The 20,357-nt window shown below is 67.4% G+C and carries 23 protein-coding genes and 1 tRNA gene; 8 read left to right on the top strand and 16 right to left on the bottom strand.

The window, feature by feature from the left end:
• Position 1: 1 nt before the first annotated feature.
• The 3 genes from rfaD to kdsA are packed head-to-tail and all read right to left on the bottom strand — an operon-like array spanning position 2 to position 3,357.
• On the bottom strand, positions 2 to 1,003 hold the full coding sequence (gene rfaD / locus B3K53_RS03615) for an ADP-glyceromanno-heptose 6-epimerase (protein WP_292082724.1): 1,002 nt from the start codon (positions 1,001 to 1,003) through the stop codon (positions 2 to 4).
• A complete protein-coding gene (gene rfaE2, locus B3K53_RS03610) occupies positions 1,000 to 2,460 on the bottom strand; it encodes a D-glycero-beta-D-manno-heptose 1-phosphate adenylyltransferase (protein ID WP_292082723.1) in 1,461 nt (486 codons plus the stop codon). Before rfaE2 ends, rfaD begins: the two co-directional genes overlap by 4 nt.
• A gap of 18 nt (positions 2,461 to 2,478) precedes the next feature.
• On the bottom strand, positions 2,479 to 3,357 hold the full coding sequence (gene kdsA, locus B3K53_RS03605) for a 3-deoxy-8-phosphooctulonate synthase (RefSeq protein ID WP_292082722.1): 879 nt from the start codon (positions 3,355 to 3,357) through the stop codon (positions 2,479 to 2,481).
• A gap of 156 nt (positions 3,358 to 3,513) precedes the next feature.
• Here kdsA and sseA point away from each other — a divergent pair, with 156 nt between their 5' ends.
• Positions 3,514 to 4,350, top strand: coding sequence for a 3-mercaptopyruvate sulfurtransferase (sseA, locus tag B3K53_RS03600; RefSeq protein ID WP_292083363.1), 837 nt, complete (start codon positions 3,514 to 3,516; stop codon positions 4,348 to 4,350).
• Positions 4,351 to 4,353: 3 nt separating this feature from the next.
• On the opposite strand, the gene B3K53_RS03595 is transcribed toward sseA, so the two are convergent.
• Both B3K53_RS03595 and B3K53_RS03590 read right to left on the bottom strand, forming a co-directional pair.
• Positions 4,354 to 5,658, bottom strand: coding sequence for a dicarboxylate/amino acid:cation symporter (locus B3K53_RS03595; RefSeq protein WP_292082721.1), 1,305 nt, complete (start codon positions 5,656 to 5,658; stop codon positions 4,354 to 4,356).
• A 31-nt stretch (positions 5,659 to 5,689) separates the two neighbouring features.
• On the bottom strand, positions 5,690 to 6,775 hold the full coding sequence (locus tag B3K53_RS03590; protein ID WP_292082720.1) for an amino acid ABC transporter substrate-binding protein: 1,086 nt from the start codon (positions 6,773 to 6,775) through the stop codon (positions 5,690 to 5,692).
• Positions 6,776 to 6,871: 96 nt separating this feature from the next.
• Here B3K53_RS03590 and metC point away from each other — a divergent pair, with 96 nt between their 5' ends.
• Positions 6,872 to 8,065, top strand: coding sequence for a cystathionine beta-lyase (gene metC / locus B3K53_RS03585; RefSeq protein WP_292083362.1), 1,194 nt, complete (start codon positions 6,872 to 6,874; stop codon positions 8,063 to 8,065).
• Here the strand turns inward: metC and B3K53_RS03580 are convergent.
• The 3 genes from B3K53_RS03580 to B3K53_RS03570 form a co-directional block, all read right to left on the bottom strand.
• A tRNA-Arg gene (locus tag B3K53_RS03580) sits at positions 8,024 to 8,100 on the bottom strand. The two genes, metC and B3K53_RS03580, sit on opposite strands and share 42 nt — an antisense overlap.
• A 30-nt stretch (positions 8,101 to 8,130) precedes the next feature.
• Positions 8,131 to 8,436: an ETC complex I subunit gene (locus tag B3K53_RS03575; protein WP_292082718.1), complete on the bottom strand. Its 306-nt coding sequence runs from the start codon at positions 8,434 to 8,436 to the stop codon at positions 8,131 to 8,133.
• 83 nt (positions 8,437 to 8,519) lie between these two features.
• A complete protein-coding gene (locus tag B3K53_RS03570) occupies positions 8,520 to 8,822 on the bottom strand; it encodes a sel1 repeat family protein (RefSeq protein WP_292082717.1) in 303 nt (100 codons plus the stop codon).
• Positions 8,823 to 9,080: 258 nt separating this feature from the next.
• On the opposite strand from B3K53_RS03570, the gene B3K53_RS03565 reads away from it, so the two are divergent.
• A complete protein-coding gene (locus tag B3K53_RS03565; protein ID WP_292082716.1) occupies positions 9,081 to 9,632 on the top strand; it encodes an RcnB family protein in 552 nt (183 codons plus the stop codon).
• A 41-nt stretch (positions 9,633 to 9,673) separates the two neighbouring features.
• Here the strand turns inward: B3K53_RS03565 and B3K53_RS03560 are convergent, their stop codons facing one another.
• Both B3K53_RS03560 and B3K53_RS03555 read right to left on the bottom strand, forming a co-directional pair.
• Complete coding sequence (locus tag B3K53_RS03560; protein ID WP_292082715.1) at positions 9,674 to 11,005, bottom strand: copper resistance protein B; 1,332 nt, start codon at positions 11,003 to 11,005, stop codon at positions 9,674 to 9,676.
• Complete coding sequence (locus B3K53_RS03555; RefSeq protein ID WP_409515772.1) at positions 11,002 to 12,774, bottom strand: copper resistance system multicopper oxidase; 1,773 nt, start codon at positions 12,772 to 12,774, stop codon at positions 11,002 to 11,004. The genes B3K53_RS03560 and B3K53_RS03555 overlap by 4 nt, the downstream gene beginning before the upstream one ends.
• A 217-nt stretch (positions 12,775 to 12,991) precedes the next feature.
• Here B3K53_RS03555 and B3K53_RS03550 point away from each other — a divergent pair, with 217 nt between their 5' ends.
• On the top strand, positions 12,992 to 13,723 hold the full coding sequence (locus B3K53_RS03550) for a PepSY domain-containing protein (RefSeq protein ID WP_292082713.1): 732 nt from the start codon (positions 12,992 to 12,994) through the stop codon (positions 13,721 to 13,723).
• Positions 13,724 to 13,730: 7 nt separating this feature from the next.
• Here the strand turns inward: B3K53_RS03550 and copD are convergent, their stop codons facing one another.
• Together copD and copC are read right to left on the bottom strand one after the other, a co-directional pair.
• The gene (copD, locus tag B3K53_RS03545) at positions 13,731 to 14,630 is read right to left on the bottom strand and encodes a copper homeostasis membrane protein CopD (RefSeq protein WP_292082711.1); all 900 of its coding nucleotides are present in this window, start codon (positions 14,628 to 14,630) and stop codon (positions 13,731 to 13,733) included.
• Positions 14,631 to 14,632: 2 nt separating this feature from the next.
• Positions 14,633 to 14,992: a copper homeostasis periplasmic binding protein CopC gene (gene copC, locus B3K53_RS03540; RefSeq protein ID WP_292082710.1), complete on the bottom strand. Its 360-nt coding sequence runs from the start codon at positions 14,990 to 14,992 to the stop codon at positions 14,633 to 14,635.
• 137 nt (positions 14,993 to 15,129) lie between these two features.
• Here copC and B3K53_RS03535 point away from each other — a divergent pair, with 137 nt between their 5' ends.
• From B3K53_RS03535 to B3K53_RS03520, 4 genes are read left to right on the top strand one after another with little or no spacing between them, the layout of a single operon-like run.
• Positions 15,130 to 17,610 (top strand): heavy metal translocating P-type ATPase, encoded by a 2,481-nt coding sequence (locus B3K53_RS03535; protein WP_292082709.1) that lies wholly within the window; start codon positions 15,130 to 15,132, stop codon positions 17,608 to 17,610.
• Entirely contained in the window at positions 17,607 to 18,026 is a 420-nt protein-coding gene (gene cueR / locus B3K53_RS03530; protein WP_292082708.1) for a Cu(I)-responsive transcriptional regulator, read from the top strand. The genes B3K53_RS03535 and cueR overlap by 4 nt, the downstream gene beginning before the upstream one ends.
• Positions 18,023 to 18,220 carry a heavy-metal-associated domain-containing protein gene (locus B3K53_RS03525; protein WP_292082707.1) on the top strand — a complete coding sequence of 66 codons (198 nt, stop codon included), beginning with the start codon at positions 18,023 to 18,025 and terminating at the stop codon, positions 18,218 to 18,220. Before cueR ends, B3K53_RS03525 begins: the two co-directional genes overlap by 4 nt.
• A 2-nt stretch (positions 18,221 to 18,222) precedes the next feature.
• Entirely contained in the window at positions 18,223 to 18,711 is a 489-nt protein-coding gene (locus B3K53_RS03520) for a DUF411 domain-containing protein (protein ID WP_292082706.1), read from the top strand.
• Positions 18,712 to 18,779: 68 nt separating this feature from the next.
• Here B3K53_RS03520 and B3K53_RS03515 read toward each other — a convergent pair whose 3' ends face one another.
• The 4 genes from B3K53_RS03515 to B3K53_RS03500 form a co-directional block, all read right to left on the bottom strand.
• Positions 18,780 to 19,340, bottom strand: a complete 561-nt coding sequence (locus tag B3K53_RS03515; protein ID WP_292082705.1) for an RNA polymerase sigma factor — start codon at positions 19,338 to 19,340, stop codon at positions 18,780 to 18,782.
• Positions 19,341 to 19,345: 5 nt separating this feature from the next.
• Positions 19,346 to 19,759: a Spy/CpxP family protein refolding chaperone gene (locus B3K53_RS03510; RefSeq protein WP_313101992.1), complete on the bottom strand. Its 414-nt coding sequence runs from the start codon at positions 19,757 to 19,759 to the stop codon at positions 19,346 to 19,348.
• Positions 19,760 to 19,785: 26 nt separating this feature from the next.
• A complete protein-coding gene (locus B3K53_RS03505) occupies positions 19,786 to 20,052 on the bottom strand; it encodes a hypothetical protein (RefSeq protein ID WP_292082703.1) in 267 nt (88 codons plus the stop codon).
• Positions 20,053 to 20,153: 101 nt separating this feature from the next.
• Positions 20,154 to 20,285 carry a hypothetical protein gene (locus tag B3K53_RS03500; RefSeq protein ID WP_292082702.1) on the bottom strand — a complete coding sequence of 44 codons (132 nt, stop codon included), beginning with the start codon at positions 20,283 to 20,285 and terminating at the stop codon, positions 20,154 to 20,156.
• Between the last annotated feature and the right edge of the window lie 72 nt (positions 20,286 to 20,357).

Here is a 20,357-nt window from a genome sequence, read left to right as displayed (position 1 = left end):
TTCATCGATAGGGATCCGGCTTGGACAGAAATTCCTGGACGTAGCGCCGCACACCCTCTTCCAGCGGCGTCGATTGGCCGTTGAAACCGACCGCGCGTATGCGCTCCATGCTGGCCTCGGTGAAGTACTGATACCGGTCGCGGATCACCTCGGGCATATCGATATAGGCAATCGACGGCTCCTTACCCGCCGCCGCGAAGGTGGCGCGCGCCAGATCGGCGAACGACCGGGCCTGTCCCGAACCGGCGTTGAACACGCCCGACACGTCCGGCGTCTGCAACAGCCAGTCGATGATGTTCACCACGTCGTCGACATAGACGAAGTCGCGCAGCTGACCGCCGTCTGGATAGTTGGGGTTGTGCGACTTAAACAGGCTGACCGTCTCACCGGCCTGCACCTTGGGCCAGATCTGGGCCACAACCGACTTCATGCCGCCCTTGTGACCCTCGTTCGGGCCATAGACGTTGAAGAACTTCAACCCCGCCCACTGGCGCGGCGCCTCGCCCCGATCGGCCTGACGCACGGCATATTGGTCAAACAGATATTTTGAATAGCCATAGGCGTTTAGAGGACGCAGCGCATTCAGACTCTCAGGATCGTCGCGATCCTCGAACCCCGTCTCGCCGTCGCCATAGGTCGCCGCCGAGGAGGCGTAGATCATCCGCACGTCGCGAAGCGCGCACCAGTCCCAGATGTCGCGCGACAGGCTGAAGTTGGTACGTAAAATCAGGTCCGCGTCCGGCTCGGTCGTCGAGGAAATGGCGCCCATGTGCACCACGGCCTCGATCCGCTCGGCGTGGCGCTCCAGCTGTTCGAACAGCTCTTCCGGCGCCCACAGGTCGGCGATGGGATGCTTGGCGATGTTCTTCCACTTGGCGAGATCGGCCGTCTCCAGCCGGTCGCAGACGACCACGTCCCAGGCGCCGCTCTCACACAGACGCGCCACGATGTTGGAGCCGATGAAGCCCGCGCCGCCCGTGACGACGATCATTCGCGGGGTCATGCCTTGTCTCCAGTCATCTTTTCAATCGTCTTCGTCGTGGAATAGCCGTCGGCGAATTCGGCCAGGCGGACTTCCCCACCCCAACTCTCGACCTCTGCGGCGCCGACGACCTTGTCCTTGGTGTAGTCCGCCCCCTTGATCAGCACATCAGGCCGCAGCCGCTCGATAAGGGCGATGGGGGTCGGGTCGTCGAAGGCCGTCACCCGATCCACGCTGGCAAGACCGCCGATAACGGCGGCGCGGCTGTCCAGGTCGTTGACCGGACGCCCCTCGCCCTTCAGGCGACGCACCGAGGCGTCGGTGTTCAGCGCCACCACCAGCCGATCGCACCAACCGCGCGCCTGGGCCAGATAGGCGACGTGACCACGGTGCAGGATGTCGAAGCAACCGTTGGTGAAGCCGACCTTCAGGCCCTGACGCTTCCACGCCTCGACCTGATCCGACAGTTCGTCCAGCGGCGTGACCTTGGACTGGGCCAGGGCCGCGTGCTGGCTCATCTCGGCCTCGATCAGTTCGGCGGGCGTGACGACGGCGGTGCCGCTCTTGCCCACGACGACACCGGACGCGAGGATGGCGAACTGCACCGCCTGTTCCAGCGTCGCGCCTGCGCCCAGCGCAAGGCCCAGCGCGGCCAGACAAGTGTCGCCCGCGCCCGAGACGTCGAACACCTCGCGCGCCCGACCGGGGAAGTGGGTGACGCCGCCGCCACGCCGCGCCAGCGTCATGCCCTTGCCTGCGCGGGTGACGATGACAGCCTTGGCGGTCGTGGAGGCCAGCAGGGCGGCCAGCGCCGCCTCGACCTGTTCGTCGGTTTCGGTCGGCAGGCCGGTGGCGCCCGCCAGTTCGCTGGCGTTCGGCTTGATGACGTCGACCGCGCCATAGCGCGCGAAATCGCGGCCCTTGGGGTCGACGATGACCGGCGCGCCGTATTCAGCCCCGGCCCACAGCGCCGCCTGGATGGCGCCGTCGTCCACCACGCCCTTGGCGTAGTCGGACAGCAGGATGGCGCCCGCGCCCTGAAACACCGCCTTGTCAGCATAGCCGGAATGGAGCGCAGCCTCATCGTCCAGGCGGAGCAACTGCTGGCCGGCGGCGACGAAGCGCGTCTTGACGATCGTGGCGGCGCCCTCGGGCCGGATCAGGGCGTCCTCGATCCGGTGCTCTGCGGCGATCAGATCGGTCAACTCGGCGCCCGCCGCGTCATCGCCCGCCACGGCGCCCAGACGGGCCAGACCGCCCAAGGCCGCGACGTTGCGCGCCACATTCCCCACGCCGCCGGGCATGGCCACGGTGCGGCGCGCGCGCAGGACGGGGATCGGCGCTTCAGGCGAGATGCGGCTGACCTCGCCATAGACATAGCGATCCAGCATCAGGTCGCCGACGCAGGCGACCTTCAAGTCATGCACGCGTTCCAGCAGGGACTGCAGGGCGCCGAGATCAAGGGAACGTTCAGCCATGACGCCGAACTAGCGGATTCACGCCGCCTTAGCCATCGGCCCCTTGTGACCCAGCTTGATGGCCAGGTCGTCGAAGGCGATCAGTTCGGCGGCCAGGGCCTCGAACTGACTCAGCGGCACCATGTTCGGACCGTCCGACGGCGCGTTGTCCGGGTCTTCGTGCGTCTCCATGAAGACAGCGTCCACGCCGACGGCCACGGCGGCGCGGGCCAGCACCGGGACGAACTCGCGTTGGCCGCCCGAGGAGGTGCCCTGCCCGCCCGGCTGCTGCACGCTGTGGGTCGCGTCGAAGACGATCGGGCAGCCGATCTCACGCATGATCGGCAGCGAGCGCATATCGCTGACCAGGGTGTTGTAGCCGAAGCTGGCGCCACGCTCGCAGGCCATGACGTTGGGGTTGCCCGCGCCAACGACCTTGGCGATGACGTTCTTCATGTCCCAGGGGGCCAGGAACTGCCCCTTCTTGATGTTGATCGCCTTGCCGGTCGCCGCGGCAGCCAGGAGCAAATCGGTCTGACGCGACAGGAAGGCCGGGATCTGCAGCACGTCCACAGCCTCGGCCACGCCTTCGCACTGGGCCTCGGAGTGAACGTCGGTCAGGGTCGGCAGGCCGGTGACTTCGCGGATTTCGGCGAAGATCGGCAAGGAGTCCTTCAGGCCGATGCCGCGCGCCGCGGTGGCGCTGGTGCGGTTCGCCTTGTCGAAGCTGGTCTTGTAGATGATGCCGACGTTCAGTCGGTCGCTGATTTCCTTCAGCTGATGAGCCGTCTCCAGCGCGTGCTGGCGGCTTTCCATCTGGCAGGGGCCGGCGATGAAGACGATGCGACGTCCGCCGCCAATCACGACGGGCTTCTTGAGGCCTTCGGACAGTTCGATGACGGCGTTGGGACGGTTCACGGCGGCGCTTTCGGCTGTTTGAATCGATCAGGTCGCGGCTCAATGCCGCAACTTTGCGTCCGACAGGTGGCGTCAGACCCTTGGTTTCGCAACCTACAGGGCGACTCAGGGCCTGACCACATGGCTGAGCCGTCGTGTTATCGTGAGCCCATGCCTATGCCCTCGGACAGCGCCCTGATTTCGACGCAAGACCTGGCGGATCGCCTCGGCGCGCCGAACCTGCGGATCATCGACGCCAGCTGGTGGCTTGATGGACGCGACGCACGCGCCGATTTCGAGCAGGAGCGCCTGCCGGGCGCGGTCTTCTTCGATCTGGAAGCCATCTCAGATCACGACAGCCCCTACCCCCACATGCTGCCGAAGCCTCAGGCCTTCGCCGAGGCCATGGGCGCGCTGGGCGTGTCCGAGAACGACGACATTGTCGTCTATGACGCCCAGGGCCTGTTCTCGGCGGCGCGGGTATGGTGGACGCTGCGGATCATGGGCGCGAAACAGGTCCGCGTGCTGGACGGCGGCCTGCCGAAATGGGGCGCGGAGGGACGACCTCTGGAGCACGGGCCGGTCACGCCCGGACAGACCGCAAGCTTCAAGCGGTCGTTCGACGCGGACCGCGTCGTTGATCTTGGGCAGGTCCGACGGGCCTTGGCCGGCGAGGCTCAGGTGGTGGATGCCCGCGGCGCGCCCCGTTTCAGAGGGGAGGCCGCCGAGCCCCGACACGGCGTCCGCTCCGGCCATATGCCCGGCGCGCTGAACCTGCCCTTCGGCCAGTTGCTGAACGCCGACGGGACAATGAAGCGTGGCGCGGCGCTGGAAGCCGCCTTCCACGATGCCGACGTCGACCTGGACCGGCCCCTCATCACCAGTTGCGGGTCCGGCGTAACCGCCGCCATCCTGACTCTCGGCCTTGCTGAACTGGGTCGTTCGTCGCGGCTCTATGACGGATCGTGGGCCGAATGGGGCGCTCGCACCGACACCCCCGTCGAAACCGGCTGATCGTTAGGCCACAGCCCGAACCGTCGCGTCCGTATCCTCCTCGCCGCGCGACACCACGGTCGCCACGACCAGATCGCCGGTCACGTTCAGCGTGGTCCGGCACATGTCCAGGAAGCGATCCACGCCCAGGATCAGGCCGATCCCCTCTGGCGGCACACCCACCATCGCCAGGATCATGGCGATGACCGGCAGAGATCCCGCTGGCACCCCCGCCGTGCCGACCCCGCCCAGAATGCAGACCAGCATGACAATGACCTGCTGGCCCAGGCTCAGATCGACGCTGAAGAACTGGGCCAGGAACAGCACGGTCACGCCTTCGAACAGGGCCGTGCCGTTCTGATTGGCCGTCGCCCCGACCGTCAGGACAAAGCGCGCGATCTTGCGCGGCAGGCCCAGGTTCTGTTCAGCGACACGCAGCGACACCGGCAGGCTGGCGTTGGACGAGGCGGTCGAGAAGGACACCACCATCGCCTCACGAATGTCTCGGAAGAATTTGACCGGCGACATCCCGCCCAGGGTCGCGATGCAGATCGGATAAACCACGAACATATGGATAGCCATCGCCCCCACCGCGACGGCGACAAAGGCGGCCAGCCGCACCAGAAGATCCCATCCGAACAGGGCCGCGAGATTGAACATCAGGCAGGCGATCGCCACCGGCGCCAGGCGGATGACCAGGTTGATGAGCTTCATCATGACCTCGAACACGCCCTCGATGGTCTTCTGCAGGGTCTCCGTTACCGGGCCCTTCGTCAGGACCAGCCCGATCCCGAACAGCAGGGCGAAGACCATGACCGGCAGGATCTCGTTCTCCGCGGCCGCCGTAAAGACGTTGGACGGCACCAGATCCAGGAAGAAGTCGCCCGCGCGGACCGAATCCGGCGCGCTGCCGACGATGGAGGCCGCGCCGCTGCGTCCCTGCTCCAGAAGTTGCTGCGCCAGTACGGGGTCCACGCCGTCGCCGGGTCGGAACAGGTTGACCATGACCAGACCGATCAACACGGCGACGGCCGAAACGAAAATCGTGAACAGCAGGCTCTTGGTCCCCGCCCGCCCGAGAGTCTTAAGGTCTCCCATCTCGGCCACGCCGATCACGAGAGCCGAAAACAGCAGGGGCAGCACCAGCATGAACAGCAGGCGCAGGAAGATCTGTCCCGCAGGCCCGGTGATGTTCGAGGTCAGCCACTGAACCCAGGGCGCGTCGCCGCCAATCGTCAGATTGACCGTCAGACCGCCTAGCAACCCGACCAGAAAGCCGATCAGCATCAGCCCATGCAACGGCAGACCTTTTCGCGTCCTGACGGTCATGCGTCCCCCTTTCGGGCGGCCGACCGATGCCCTAGCGAATCGGCAGAGCGTAGATCAGGCCGCTGGGCCGCGCGCTCCATTGCGCGTTCAGACCCCTGGCCAGATTCAGCGCCGATTGCTGGCCAAGGTTCCGTTCAAAGATCTCGCCATAGTTGCCGCCCGCGGCGATCGCGTCTCGGGCCCAGGTCCGCGGCAGGCCGATGGAGGGGCCGAACTCGCCCTCCTCGCCCAGCAGTCGACGGACGCGCGGCTCCTGGCTGTCTCGGGTCAAAGCCGCCACATTGGCCTTGGTCACCCCCAACTCCTCGCCCAGCATCAGAGCGTTCAGCGTCCAGCGGATCACCGCTGTCCACTGATCGTCCCCATGGCGTACGACCGGCCCCAACGGCTCCTTGGAAATGACGTCCGGCAAGATCGCGTGCTGCTGCGGGTTCGCCAGGGTCGTTCGCGCCGCCGCCAGCGCCGAGATATCTGCGGTGAAAGCGTCGCATTCCTCGCGCGCATAGGCCTGTCGCGCCTCTTCCTCGGTCTTCACCATAACCGGGCGGAACTCGATTCCGCGCGTGCGGAAATAGTCCTCGACGTTCAGCTCCGTGGTCGAACCCGTCTGGACGCAGATGCGGGCGCCGTTCAGCTCGGACGCGCTATTCAGGTTCAGGGCGCGGCGGACCAGGAAGCCCTGACCGTCGTAATAGTTGATCCCGGCAAAGCTCAACTCGCCGCCGGTGTCCCGGCTCATCGTCCAGGAGGTGTTGCGCCACAGGACGTCGACGCGTCCGTCCCGCAGGGCGTCGAACCTCAGTTCCGCGGTCAGCGGCACAAATCGCACGGCGTCCGGGTCGCCGAAGATGGCCGCCGCCGTCGCCCGGCAGAAGTCGACGTCAAAGCCGCGCCACGCCCCGCGATTGTCCGTATAGGCGAAACCGACCAGCCCCTGATTGACGCCGCAGTTAAGATGCCCGCGCTGCTTTATCGCGGCCAGCGTGGGGCTGGCCTTGTCCGTCGGCATGGTGGTCGTGGTCGGTCGCGAGGTCGTCGGAGTCTCCGTCTGATCGGTCTTTGCCCGTCGCTCGCAGGCCGCCGTCGCCAGCAGCAGCGCCAGCGATATTCCCGTCACGTTCCTCGCCGCCCGCATTCCCTCACCCTCGCCAGCTTGCGCCCCCGCCTTCTTTAGAGCCCTCTAGGCCCAGAACCGCAACCCGCCGGAGCCCTCATGCCTCGCCTTTCCGACCGCACCCGCCTGATCGCCTCCGCCACGCGACGGGGTCAGGGCCGACGGCCGGTCAATCCGCCGATTGAGCGCGCTTCCACAATGCTCAGCGACGACCCGGCCTCGATGCAGGATTCGGCCTCTGGCCCGGTTTATGGCCTGGACGGCACCAGCGCCGCGCATGAACTGCGCGCAGCCCTGGCCGATCTGGAGGGCGCCGGCGACGCCTTCCTTGTCCCGTCAGGCCTTGCCGCCATCACCGTGCCCTTGCTGGCCCTGCTGCGCCCCGGCGAAGAGGTGGTGACCAGCGACGCCGTCTATGGTCCCACGCGCCGCTTCCTTACACGCCACCTGGCCACACGCGGCGTTACGACCCGGTTCCATCCGGCCGACGCCTCGACAGCGGACATCCTCGCCCTGTGCAGCGAGCGGACCCGCGTCCTGCTCATCGAATCCCCTTCGTCCCTCACGTTCGAGATCGTCGATGTGCCCGCCCTTGCCGCCGCCTGCCGGGCGCGCGGCGTCCTGACGGTGATGGACAACACCTGGGCGGCGGGTCTGGCCATGCGACCGCTGGACCTCGGCGTCGATGTCAGCGTCCAGGCGGTGACCAAGTACGCCGCGGGTCATTCCGACCTGCTAATGGGCGCAATCGCGATTCAGGACGCCGGGATTGCGCGCGCAGTTCTGCACACGATTGAAGACATGGGCTGGCATGTCTCGCCCGACGACGCCTGGCTGGCGCTGCGCGGCCTGCGCACCTTGCCGCTGCGCTACAATGAGGCGTTGAAGTCCGCGCTTCAGGTCGCCCACTGGCTTCAAACCCGACCAGAAGTCGAACGCATCCTGTTCCCGCCCCTGCCCGGCTCGGTTAGCCACGACCTCTGGCGGCGCGACTACTCAGGCGGGGCGGCGCTGATGGGCGTTGTCATGAAGGGCGGCGACAAGGCCAGGGCTCACGCCCTGATGAGAGGACTGAACCTGTTCGGCATGGGCTATTCCTGGGGCGGCTTCGAAAGCCTGGTGACCCATGAGACACCGCAGCTGAGCCATCGCCTTCACGCACCTGACCTGCCGGGCCAGCTGCTGCGGCTGCATATTGGCCTGGAGGATCCGGCAGACCTGATCGCGGACCTGGAAAAAGGCCTGGAGGCCTGGCGCGCCCTGCAGGACTCGAACCTGCAACATCCCGCTTAGAAGGCGGGTGCTCTATCCGGTTGAGCTAAGGGCGCCTCGGCCAGGGCCGCAGCGAGAGGCCTGACCTAGTGGGTCCAGGACTGCTTGCGGTTGGTGGCAAAGTTGTCAGCGTAAGCCTTGATGATCACCGGCGCTTCCTGCGGTTCATGCAGGCGGAAGGCTATGCCGTGACGCTCGGCGTACTCGACGGCTTCTTCCTTGGTCTCGAAGTTCAGCCGCACCTGGCCATTCATGTCGGTGGTGCTGGTCCAGCCGGTCAGCGGATCCTGAGTACGCGCCGAAGCCGGTTCGAACTCCAGCCGCCAATCATTGGTCTTGGCCTTGCCCGACTGCATCGCGGTCTTGGCCGGGCGATAGATGCGAGCGAGCATGGGCGGAATCCTTCGGCGACTTGTCTTGGCCGGGTCCATAGCCCGACCTCGCCGCCCGGTCCAGCCGTCCGCTGCGACAAGCTTCAGGCGGCGAGCGTGGTCGAACCCGCGTCGATCCACCGGCGCGCGGCGCGTTGGGCCTCGGCGATCTCGTCGTGGTCCATCTCCTCGCTCATTTCACGACGATAGATGCGCGCCTCGACCGAGCCCTTCATGGCCGCCAGATTGAAGATCATGTGAGCCGAAACGCGGTCAATAGGACAGCCGTCCAGACCCGCCGAATAGGCCAGCCCCAAGCGGAACAGGGCGTCTCCGTCCATGTCCACGGTCGGCAGCGGCAGGGCCGCGGTTTCGAGAGCTTCGGGCGCGGTTTCGTGCGCGATCATGTTCAGTCCTCCGGGCGTCGGTCATTCTGACCCTGCCTTTCGAACGCCATTCAAATACCAGCGGTTTGAAATTAGAGTTAACGGCTCCGCTGGCCCGGCGATCGGATGCGCGCGCTCGTGGGGCCCGCATAAACAATCGAGGCGCAAACCTGACTGAGCCGTTCAGGACGAGTTCATGCGTCGGGCCCGACCTTGGCCTCCTGTTTCAACGGGTCGTCCGCAGCTTTCCCTCGGCGCCCAGACCAAGGAGACGTCCAGATGAACCGCCTGACCAAGGCCGCCATCGTCGCCCTGGCGCTGACCACCACGGCCGCGCCGCTGGCGGCCCAGGCCCAGAACCGCGACCACCGTGAGTGGCGCCAGGAGCGCCGCGAGGACCGCCACGACCGTCGTGAAGATCGCCGCGAGTGGCGCGAGGATCGACGCGAAGACCGTCGCGAGTGGCGTGAGGACCGCCGGGACGACCGTCGCGACTATCGCCAGAGCCGCCACTATGACCGTTGGGACCGCAACAACCGCGACTGGTGGCGCGGTCGCCCCGAGTTCCGCGACTATCGCGGCGCCCGCCAAGGTTACTGGTATGCGCCCGGGCGTGGCTATTACCGGGTCGAGCCGCGCTATTACGGCTATCGCTGGCGCCAGGGCGGCTACCTGCCTTCTGCCTATCGCGGCTACTATGTGGACGACCCCTATTATTACGGTCTTCGCCCCGCGCCGCGCGGTTATCGCTACGTCCACGCCAACAACGACATCCTGCTGATCGCCGTCGCCACGGGCCTGATCGCCAGCGTTCTGCACGACGTCTACTAGGCCAAACGATAGGCCTCCGCTTGCGGCGGAGGCCTATGACGTCAGAACCAGGCCTTGATCCCGACCACGAGGCGCGTCGCATCCACGTCGTCGCCGCGCGCCCTGGCGTAATCGGCGGTGTCGCCGAACGAGCGGCTCCACTGGACCCCGACATAGGGGGCGAACTCCTTGCGGATTTCGTAGCGCAGCCGCAGCCCCGCCGTGACCGATGTCAGACCCGAACCGATCTCCAGTTCGGGGATGTCGCTGGCCGAGAAGGCGACCTCGATCGCCGGTTGCAGGATCCACTTCTGGGTGATGCGCTGGTCATATTCCGCCTCGGCGCGAGCGGTCAGATCGCCCTCGGTCGACAGGAAGGCGGCGGCGCTCATTTCGAACCAGTAGGGCGCGACGCCCTGCACCCCGACCGTCAGATGGGTCGTGTCGTCGCCGTCAGGACGGAAGTCCTGCCGTACGCCCGCCTGCACGTCCCAGAAGGGCGCGACGGCGCGACTGTAGAGGGCCTGAACCTCGGCGTCATGCAGCTTGCCGTCGAAGGCGCCCTCGCCCTCGGTCTTCCACCAGAAGCGGTTGATGTCGCCGCCGGTCCAGCCCTGGGCGTTCCAGCTGTAGCCCTTCTCGCCGTCGCCGAATCCAGCCTCGAGCGTGTCGATCAGGACGGCGGTGGTGCGCACGTCGCCGTTCTCGGCCAGCAGCTGCTTGCGCGACGCCGCCATGACGGCGGGATCGAACAGCAGGTCCGCCGCATGGGCGGGCGCGGCGCGGGCGGCGGCCGGCGGCGGCGTCTCGACCATGCGTCCGCCGACGGCGTCCACGCTGGTCGGGATGTTGGGCGCGCCGCCGGTCATGGCCGACATGTCGTGTCCGGCGTGCGGATCAGTCTGGGTCGGCGCCATGTTGTGACCCGCGTGCGGGTCGGCGGCAGGCGTCTGAGCCGGAGCCCTCTGCATCCCGCTCATGTCATGGCCGGCGTGCGGGTCCGCCGTAGCTGCTGGGGCCGGGCTCATGGCGTGACCGGCATGAGGATCGACCGGGGCCGCTTGGGCGCCGTGCCCCGCAAGGCCGCTCATGTCGTGACCCGCATGGGGATCAGCGGCGGGCGTCTGGACCGGAGCCGCCTGCATCCCGCTCATGTCATGACCAGCGTGCGGGTCCGCCGCCACCGGGGCCGCAGGCGCAGCAGGCCGAGGCGCAGCGGCGCGCGGCTTGGGCGCGGGCCTCGGGCGGGCCTGCTGAGGGCGAGCTTGCGCAGGGCGTGCCGGCGCGGCGTGGGCGCCGTGGCCTCCGTGCCCGCCATGCGTCTGGGCGACGGCGGAACCGGCGGCCAGCATCAGGGGCAGAACCGCGACAGCGGCGAACAGGGCGCGGCTCATCGGGCGGCTCCTTCCAGCGGACGAACCGTGACGACGTTGAACATCCCCGCGTGCATATGCATCAGCAGGTGGCAGTGGAAGGCCCAGTCGCCCGGTGCATTTGCGGTCAGGTCGAAGGTCACCTTGCCCCCCGGCGCCACATTGACCGTGTGCTTCAGCGGCTGATGCCCCTCGTGACCGTTGACCAGCTCGAAGAAGTGGCCGTGCAGGTGGATCGGGTGGGCCATCATGGTGTCGTTGACCAGGGTCACGCGCACCCGCTCGTTCAGCTCGAAGCGGATCGGCTCGACCAGCTCCGAGAACTTGCGCCCGTCAAAGCCCCACATGAAGCGTTCCATATTGCCGGTCAGATGGATCTCCATCAAACGCGACGGCGCGCGCGTGTCCTTGTTCGGCGTCAGCGAGCGCAGGTCGGTATAGACCAGCACCCGGTGATCGACGTCCTGAAGCCCTTGCGGGCGGTCGCCCAGACGGTTGGCGGGCGCGGGCGCGATGGCGTCCACGCCGACCCCGACGGCCATGTCGGCAGGGGCGTTGTTCGGATCGCGCATGCTCATGGCGCCGTGGTCCATCGGCGCGGCGGCGGCGGCCCCGGTGGCGGCGCCGTGAGCAGAATGGTCCATCCCGGCCATACTGCCGTGGTCCATGCCGCCCATGCCCATGTCCTTCATGGTCAGGTTCGGCGCCTTGCGCAGCGGCGGAACTTCCGCCGTCATGCCCAGACGCGGGGCCAGGGTGGCGCGGCCCATGCCCGAACGGTCGATGGCTTCGGAGACGATGGTGTAGGCGCGGTCCTCAGTCGGACGCACGATGACGTCATAGGTCTCGGCGACCGAGATCTGGAACTCGTCCACCTCGACCGGATGCACATGCTCGCCGTCGGCCTGGACCACGGTCATGGCCAGACCCGGAATGCGGACGTTGAAGATCGACATGGCCGAGGCGTTGATGACGCGCAGGCGCACCCGCTCGCCGGGGCGGAACAGGCCGGTCCAGTTCTCTTCAGGGCCATGGCCGTTGACCAGATAGGTATAGGTGGTGCCGTTGACGTCCAGAATGTCGCGCGGGTCCATGCGCATCCCGCCCCACATCCGGCGCTCGGCCAGGTTCATGCCGTCCGACCCGTCCAGCAGGCCAGCCAGCGTGGTCTTCTGCATGTTGAAGTAGCCGGGGCTCTTCTTCAGCTTGGCCAGGATTTCGTGCGGATGCATGAAGCTCCAGTCCGACAGGACCAGAACATGCTCCCGGTCATAGCCGACCGGATCGACGCCCGCCGGGTCGATGACGATGGGGCCATAGTGGCCCATGGCCTCCTGCAGGCCCGAATGGCTGTGATACCAATAGGTGCCCGACTGCTTGATCGGAAAATCATAGACGAAGGTCTCGCGCGGTCTGATGCCGGGGAAGCTGATCCCCGGCACCCCGTCCATCTGGAACGGCAGCAGCAGGCCGTGCCAATGGATCGAGGTGTCCTCGTCCAGGGTGTTGGTCACCGACAGACGCACGTTCTGCCCCTCGCGCATCCGCAGCAGGGGCGCGGGCAGCAGGCCGTTGACGGTGAAGGCATGGCCGGTGCGCCCGCCGACGGTGAAGTTCGAATGACCCACGGTCAGGTCGATGTTCGGCCCCGTCAGCGTCGGCAGGTCGGCGCGCAGGCCCGGCGAACCCGTCTGGGCCCAGGCGGGCATCAGCCCCGAAAGACCAAGCAGTCCGCCGCCCGCGGCCGCGCCGCGCAACAGGGACCTGCGATCGAGAGCCATGCTCGACATAGGGGGGTCATCCTTCTTGTACCGTACCGCGCCTGACGATTTCGACGCGGGCTTCACTGCTATTACGCGGATCAATCCATCGCCCCTTGCGACAGGACGCCACAGACGCGTCTAAGACTACCACGCTCACCGCGAGGGATGGTCGCGAGCGGCGCGTAGAATCATGAAGGGACGCGCTCCAGAGCACGAAATGGGACGCGTGAGGGGGCGCATCGCCATGAAACTGCTTCGACTTTCAACACAGATCCACAAATGGGTCGCGCTGGTGATCGGCATCCAGGTGCTGTTCTGGGTCGGCGGCGGGCTGGTGATGACCGCCATCCCCATCGAGACTGTACGCAGCGAGCATCGCTTCCAGAAGCCGGACTATCCCGCCTTCGCCATCGACGCCCTGGTCCCCGTCCAGACGGCGGCGGACGCTCTGTCGGCCCCGATCGATAAGGCCGAACTGCGCCACACGCCGCGCGGTCCGGCCTGGGTCTTCACGCCCAAGGACGGCGAGCCGGTCATCCTGTCGGCGCTGAATGGACAGCCCTTCCCTGCCTTCCCCCGCGCCGAGGCCCTGCGTCTGGCTCAAGACGCCTATCGCGGCGGCGCCAAGGCGACCAAGGCTGAACTGTTCGCCGAGGCCCCGCGCGAGACGGGCCGCGAGGGGCCGCTGTGGCGCGTCGACTTCAACGATTTCGAACACACCAGGTTCTACCTGTCGCCCGAGACGGGAGAGGTCGTCACCCGGCGCTCCGGCGTCTGGCGCTTCTATGACTTCTTCTGGCGGCTGCACATTCTCGACTTCAAGAACGGCGAGAATTTCAACCATCCGACCCTGATCATCATCACCATCCTGACGCTCAGCATGGTGATCAGCGGCTTCATCCTGTTGTGGATCAAGCTGGCACGCGACTGGACGGTGCATCAGGCCACCCGCCGCAAGCTGGCCCAAAAGGGATAGCGCGAGCTTAGAGGGATGCCGGCGGCGCCAGCATCCCCATCGCCCCGACCAGAGCCAGGATCAGAAGGCCCAGGGTCAGTTCCACGCCGAGGCTGAGCCTCAACCCCGCCAGACCGCCCTGCCCCCGCTCCAGCGCCGGCGTCGAGCGGAACCGATGCAGCGCCGCCAGCCCCAGCATGGCCGCAAAGGCCGCCAGCTTGACCGCCAGCAGACGGCCATAAGGCGTCTCGCTCAGGCTGAAGACCCGCTCGATCCCGACCAGATAGAAGCTGTTGATCAGGCCGGTCACCAGCAGGACGGCGACGCAGATCGTCCCCACCCGCGCAAAGCCGCCCAGCGCCGTCGCCAGCGCGCCTTGAGCCGTCACATCCGCCTCGATCCGCCGCGTCGCCAGCGCCACAAAGGCAAAGACGGCGCCCAGCCAGATCAGGGCGGCGACAGCGTGCAGGATGTCGGCGGTCAGGTGCAGCCAGCGGCCCGGCCCCTCGGTCGCCGCGCCGTGGCCGGTCCAGGCGAAGCTGGCCGCGACCACCAGACCGAGGGCCAGACCCGCCAGCCACAGACCCCGTCCCGGACGCAGCGCCAGAACCGCCAGCAGCAACACCAGCCCCGCTCCGATCCGCACCGCATAGGCCGCGCCCAACGACGTGTCGCCGAGGACGAAGCCGAGGGCCTCCGGGTTCAGCGCCTGATCCAGCGCCCCGGCCATCAGCCCGGTCTGCAGGGCCAGAGCCGCCGTCGCCAGCAGCGCCAGCAGCGCCGCGCTTCCCCCCAGAGCCGGACGCGCCCAACCGGGCACCTGCCCTCCGCAGACCCCGCCGCCGTAAAGGATGAAGGCGGGCAGACCCAGGGCCACGGCGGCCGCCGCGTACTGGGCCGCGCGCAACCCCATCAGCCAGGCCTCCATGCTCAGCGCACGGTGAAGGGAACGGAGCCGGTCATGCGGTGGCCGTCGCTGGAGGCCAGCCGCCAGTTGATCACATAGGCGCCCGCAGCCAGAGCCCGCGCCACGGTCGCGCTCAGGGTCTTGCCGTCCTCGCTGACGGTCGTGCGCAACGGCGTCTTCACGCCCGCGGCGTTGACGACCTCAAAGGTGGAGAAGGCCGGGGCCATCTTCTCGCTGAAGGTCAGGCTGATGACGCGCGGCGAGGCCACGCTTGATCCGGCGACCGGGGTCGAGCTGACCAGACGCGCATGGGCGGCGGCGACGTCGGGCAGCATCAGGGCCGTGGCGACGGCCACAGCAGGCATAAGACGAAACAGGGTCATGGGGCGCTCCAAAGGAAAATCAGCTCTCAAAACCCCTACGCGCCGCCTCGGTCCGTCCCTCGCAAAAGGGGCGTTGACCTTACCATGACGGGAAGGTTTAGAAGGTTCAGGCTGAATAACGACGAAAGGCTCCGCCCATGTCTGACGCCTCCCTGAAAGTCCTCGATCTGCCGGTCCTCGGCATGACCTGCGCCAGCTGTGTCGGCCGAGTCGAGAAGGCCGTCCGCGCCGTGCCCGGCGTCACCGAGGCCAGCGTCAACCTGGCCGCCGAGCGCGCCCATGTGGTGCTGGACGGCGGGTCTCCCGCCGCGGTCGCCGCCGCCATCCGCTCCGCCGGCTATGAGCCGATGGAAGAAGAAGTCGGCTATCCCGTCCGCGAGATGACCTGCGCCAGCTGCGTCGGTCGCGTGGAGAAAGCCCTGGCCGCGGTGCCGGGCGTGCTGAGCGCCAGCGTCAACCTGGCGACCGAGCGCGCCACCGTCCGCTTCCTCTCGGGCGCCGTCGCCTTCCGCGACCTGGCCGCCGCCGTGCAGCAGGCTGGCTATGTGCTGGAGCAACCGGAACAGACCGGCCTCGACGCCGCCGACCGTGAGCAGGCCGCCCGCGCCGCCGAGATCCGCAACCTGGGCCGCGCCGTCCTGATCGCGGGCGGCGCCACCCTGCCCCTGTTCGTGCTGGAGATGGGCTCGCACTTCGTGCCAGGCATGCACCACTGGCTGGAACAGACCATAGGCACGCAGAACTGGCGGATCATCAGCCTCGTCCTGGCCAGCTTCGTCCTGTTCGTTCCGGGCCTGATCTTCTTCCGCAAGGGCGTGCCCGCCCTGCTGCGCCGCGCGCCGGACATGAACTCTCTGGTGGTGCTGGGCGCCAGCGCGGCCTGGGCCTTCTCGACCGTGGCCACCTTCGCCCCCGCCCTGCTGCCTTCCGGCACGGCCAACGTCTATTTCGAGGCCGCCGCCGTCATCGTCACCCTGATCCTGGTCGGACGCTGGATCGAGGCCCGCGCCAAGGGTCAGACCAGCCAGGCCATCCGCCGCCTGATGTCGATGCAGGCCAAGACCGCCCGCATCGTGCGCGACGGCGTCGAACAGGACGTGTCGATCGACACCGTTCAGGCCGGCGACATCATCGTCGTGCGCCCCGGCGAGCGCGTCCCCGTCGACGGCGTGGTGACCGAGGGCTCGTCCTACCTCGACGAATCCATGCTGACCGGCGAACCTATCCCGGTCGAAAAGACCGCAGGCGCCAAGGTCGTCGGCGGCACCCTGAACACGACCGGCGCCTTCCGCTTCGAGGCGCAACAGGTCGGCGCCGAGACCGTATTGGCCCAGATCGTCCGCATGGTCGAAACGGCCCAGGGCGCCAAGCTACCCATTCAGGCCTTGGTCGACCGCATCACCGGCTGGTTCGTCCCGGTCGTCATGGGCGTGGCCGTCCTGACCTTCGCCGTCTGGTATCTGTTCGCGCCCGATCCGGCGCTGGGCATGGCCCTGGTCGCCGCCGTGTCGGTGCTGATCATCGCCTGCCCCTGCGCCATGGGTCTGGCCACCCCTACCTCCATCATGGTGGGCGTCGGCCGCGCCGCCGAACTGGGCGTCCTGTTCCGCAAGGGCGAGGCCCTGCAGGCCCTGCAAGGAGTCAAGGTCATCGCCTTCGACAAAACCGGCACGCTGACGGCGGGCCGTCCCGAGCTGACCGACCTGAGCGTGGCCGAAGGCTTCGCCGAGGATGACGTCCTGGCCCTGGTCGCCGCTGTCGAGGGCCAGTCGGAACATCCTGTCGCACGCGCCATGGTCGAGGCCGCTGCCGGGCGCGGCCTCAGCGTCGCCCGTCCCGAAGAATTCACCTCCGTGCCCGGCAAGGGCGTGGCGGGCGTGGTCGCCGGCCGCCGCATCGAGGTCGGCGCCGACCGCTACATGTTCGAGCTGGGCCACGACGTCGCCGTCTTCGCCGAGGACGCCGCCCGTCTCGGCGACGAGGGCAAGACGCCGCTCTATGCCGCCGTCGATGGCCAGTTGGCCGCCGTCATCGCTGTGGCCGACCCGATCAAGCCGACGACGGCCGCCGCCATCCAGGCCATGCACGACCTGGGGCTGAAGGTGGCGATGATCACCGGCGACAACCGCCGCACCGCCGCCGCCGTCGCCCGTCTGCTGGGCATCGACGAGGTTCACGCCGAGGTCATGCCCGACGGCAAAGTCGCCGCCATCAACGCTCTGAAGGCCGGCGGCCGCCGCGTCGCCTTCGTCGGCGACGGGGTCAACGACGCCCCGGCCCTGGCCTCGGCCGATGTCGGCCTGGCGGTCGGCGGCGGCGCCGACGTGGCCATCGAAAGCGCCGACGTGGTCCTGACCGGTGGCGACCTGCGCGGCGCGGTCAACGCCATCGGCCTGTCGCGCGCCACCATGACCAACATCCGCCAGAACCTGGCCTGGGCCTTCGGCTACAACGTCCTGCTGATCCCGGTCGCGGCGGGCGTCCTCTACCCGGCCTTCGGCTATATGCTGTCGCCCATGCTGGCGGCGGGGGCCATGGCCCTGTCCAGCGTCAGCGTGGTGCTGAACGCCCTGCGCCTGCGCGCCTTCAAGCCCCACATCCACGGAGCCGCCCAATGAATATCGGCAAGGCCTCCCTCGCCACCGGCGTCTCGGCCAAGATGATCCGCTACTACGAGTCCGTTGGCCTGATCCGGCCCTCGGAGCGGACCGAAAGCAACTATCGCGACTTCAACGAGCGCGATCTGAACGACCTGCGCTTCATCCGCCGCGCGCGCAGCCTGGGCTTTTCGGTCGAAGAGATCGCCCGACTGTTGTCGCTGTGGCGCGATCACAACCGGCCCAGCCGCGAGGTGAAGGCCATGGCCGAAAAGCACGTCGCCGACCTCGATGCCCGCATCAAGGAAATGCAGGCCATGGCCGACGCCCTGCGCGACCTGTCTCGCTGCTGCGCCGGCGACGACCGCCCCGACTGCCCCATCCTGTCCGACCTGGCGGGCGCGCCCGCCGCCGCTTCTGAAGGAGCTTCTCAATGATCGCCCTGAACATCCCCAAGATCCGCTGCGAAGGCTGCGTGGCCTCCGTCGAAAAGGCCATCCATTCGGTGGACGCTTCCGCCGTCATCAAGGCTGACATCGACGCCCGCCGCGTCGAGGTGACCACAGAGGCCGACCGTCAGGCCCTGATGACCGCCCTTGCCGACGCCGGCTATCCGGCCGAGGCCGCCTGATCATGAACAGGATGAAGATCGCCACCCTCGCCTTCGGCGCCGCCCTCCTCGGCGGCGCGGGCTTCCTGCTGAACGGCCTGCCGAGCTTGGCTCAGGCCTCGGACATGACCGTCTACAAGAGCGATTCCTGCGGCTGCTGCGGCGGCTGGGTCGAGCATATGCGCAAGGCCGGCTACGCCATCCGCGTCGTCCCGACCGACGACCTGGCCCCGGTCAAGGTCCGCCTGGGCGTGCCGGAATCGCTGTGGAGCTGCCACACCGCTGTCGTCGATGGAAAGGTGATCGAGGGCCACGTTCCGGCCGCCGCCGTCGACGCCTTCCTGAAGGCGCCGGGCGCCGCACGCGGTCTCGGCGTGCCGGGAATGCCCACCGGCTCGCCCGGCATGGAGGCCCCCGGCTACGCCCCCGAACGCTACGACGTCATGCGGTTCGGCGCCGGCCAGACCGCCCGCTTCATGACCTTCGTCGGCGCGGAACGCGCCGGCTCGTAACACCGCTCACGTCATGCAGAGCTGACGAGGCCTCCGGGAGTTCGCTCCCGGAGGCCTTTGGCTGGGTTCTATTCAGGCAAGACCTGCAGATGCGCGGCCAGCTTCTGACGCGCTCGGGCTACGCGCATTTCCACGGCCTTCACCGACAGGCCTAGTATTTCGGCGGCTTCCGCCTGACTCCGCTCCTCGATGGCGGTCAGCAGCAGCGGCTCTTTCAGCTTGGGCGGCAAGGCCGCGATCGCCGCCTGCAACCGCCGCGACCGGGCTGCGGCGTCATGGCGATCCTCGACGCTGGCCTCGCCGTCCGCGACGACCAGGGCCTCCCATGAGTTGATATCAGGACCGCCGAGAAGCAGCCTGCGCACGCGACGGCGGCGGCTCCAGTCGCGGCACTTGTTGATGGCGATGGTTCTCAGCCAGGCTTCAAACGACCGGTTGGGGTCATAGCGACCAATCGCCAGCCAGGACGCCGCATAGGCCTCCTGAACCAGGTCATAGGCCTCCTCGGGGTCGCCGATATACCGGCGCACGAACCGATAGAGCCCCGCCTTGGTCTCGCGCATGAGCGCGTCGAACGCCGCGACGTCGCCGCAGGCGGCTCGCGCTTGCAGAGCCTCGCGTTCCGGCACGGAGACTATCGAGCGTCTGCGGACAGCGCCTCGACCATGCTCCGGTCAAAACGACGCGCCTGGGCGTCAGTCATAACGGACCGCATTTCGAAAATGTGAGCGATGGTGGCTTGCTGCAGATCGCCCATGGCGTCGTGAAAATGATCGACGGCGGGCTGAACCACCCGGCTGTCGCCGTTGCTGACCCTGATCGCCTCGGCCAACTCGCGATTGGCGGCCTGAACCCGTCCCTCCAATGTGAGGCGTTGCTCCGCGAACCTGTCTTCGATGCTGTCGATCTTCCTGTGCTGCTCCGACGAGAGGTCTAGGTCCTTGTGAACGATCTCATGCAAGGACGGCGGCGTCTGCTTGTTGAGAACCCAGGTAGCGCCGGCCCAAGCGCCAATGCCGCTGGCGGCGGCGGCCAGGGCGACCGTCACGGCGATGGATTTCCACGCGACAGCCATCAGCCGACTTCCATACGCGCCAAGGGCGACATCGCGGCCGAAGTGAACACCCTCATCTCCGACGATGACTGCGCGAACTTCGCGCCCAGTCCACCGTTCGCCACCCCGATCAGAAGCGCCATGGCGATCGCAACCGCACGCATCCGCTCGGTCGCCCGCTGCGACTGGATCGCCTTCACCCGGCTCCAGACATCCTCTTCCAGGCGATCAAGCGAAGCGCCTTCGGCCGTGGAAGCACGCGCCAGCCAATATCCCAGATCTTCCATGACCGAAGCCTTTCGCGTCCCCAATGACGAATACGCACCATTGGCGCTCATCCCTCAATACGTCGCAAAGAGGTCTGGTGCGGCCCGCGGTCTGGCCGCGATCAAGCGCCCGAATGGAAAAGTCGCAGCATGGCGCTCGCGACAGCGCCCAGCACGCCGACGCTCGCGATCAATCCAAGGATCAGCACGGCCTTGAAGTGCCGATGAAGAAAGTAGAGAATTTCACCCGCCATCTGCGTTTGCCCAGTGATTGCGGCCCATATTGGCACAATACTGGACAAACGCTGCAACAAGCGTGCGTGAAC

Source organism: Brevundimonas sp. UBA7506 (genome assembly GCF_002479495.1).
Taxonomy (GTDB): Bacteria; Pseudomonadota; Alphaproteobacteria; order Caulobacterales; family Caulobacteraceae; genus Brevundimonas.
Note: the sequence above shows the minus strand (reverse complement) of the source record. Positions and strands in the feature narration are given on the sequence as shown.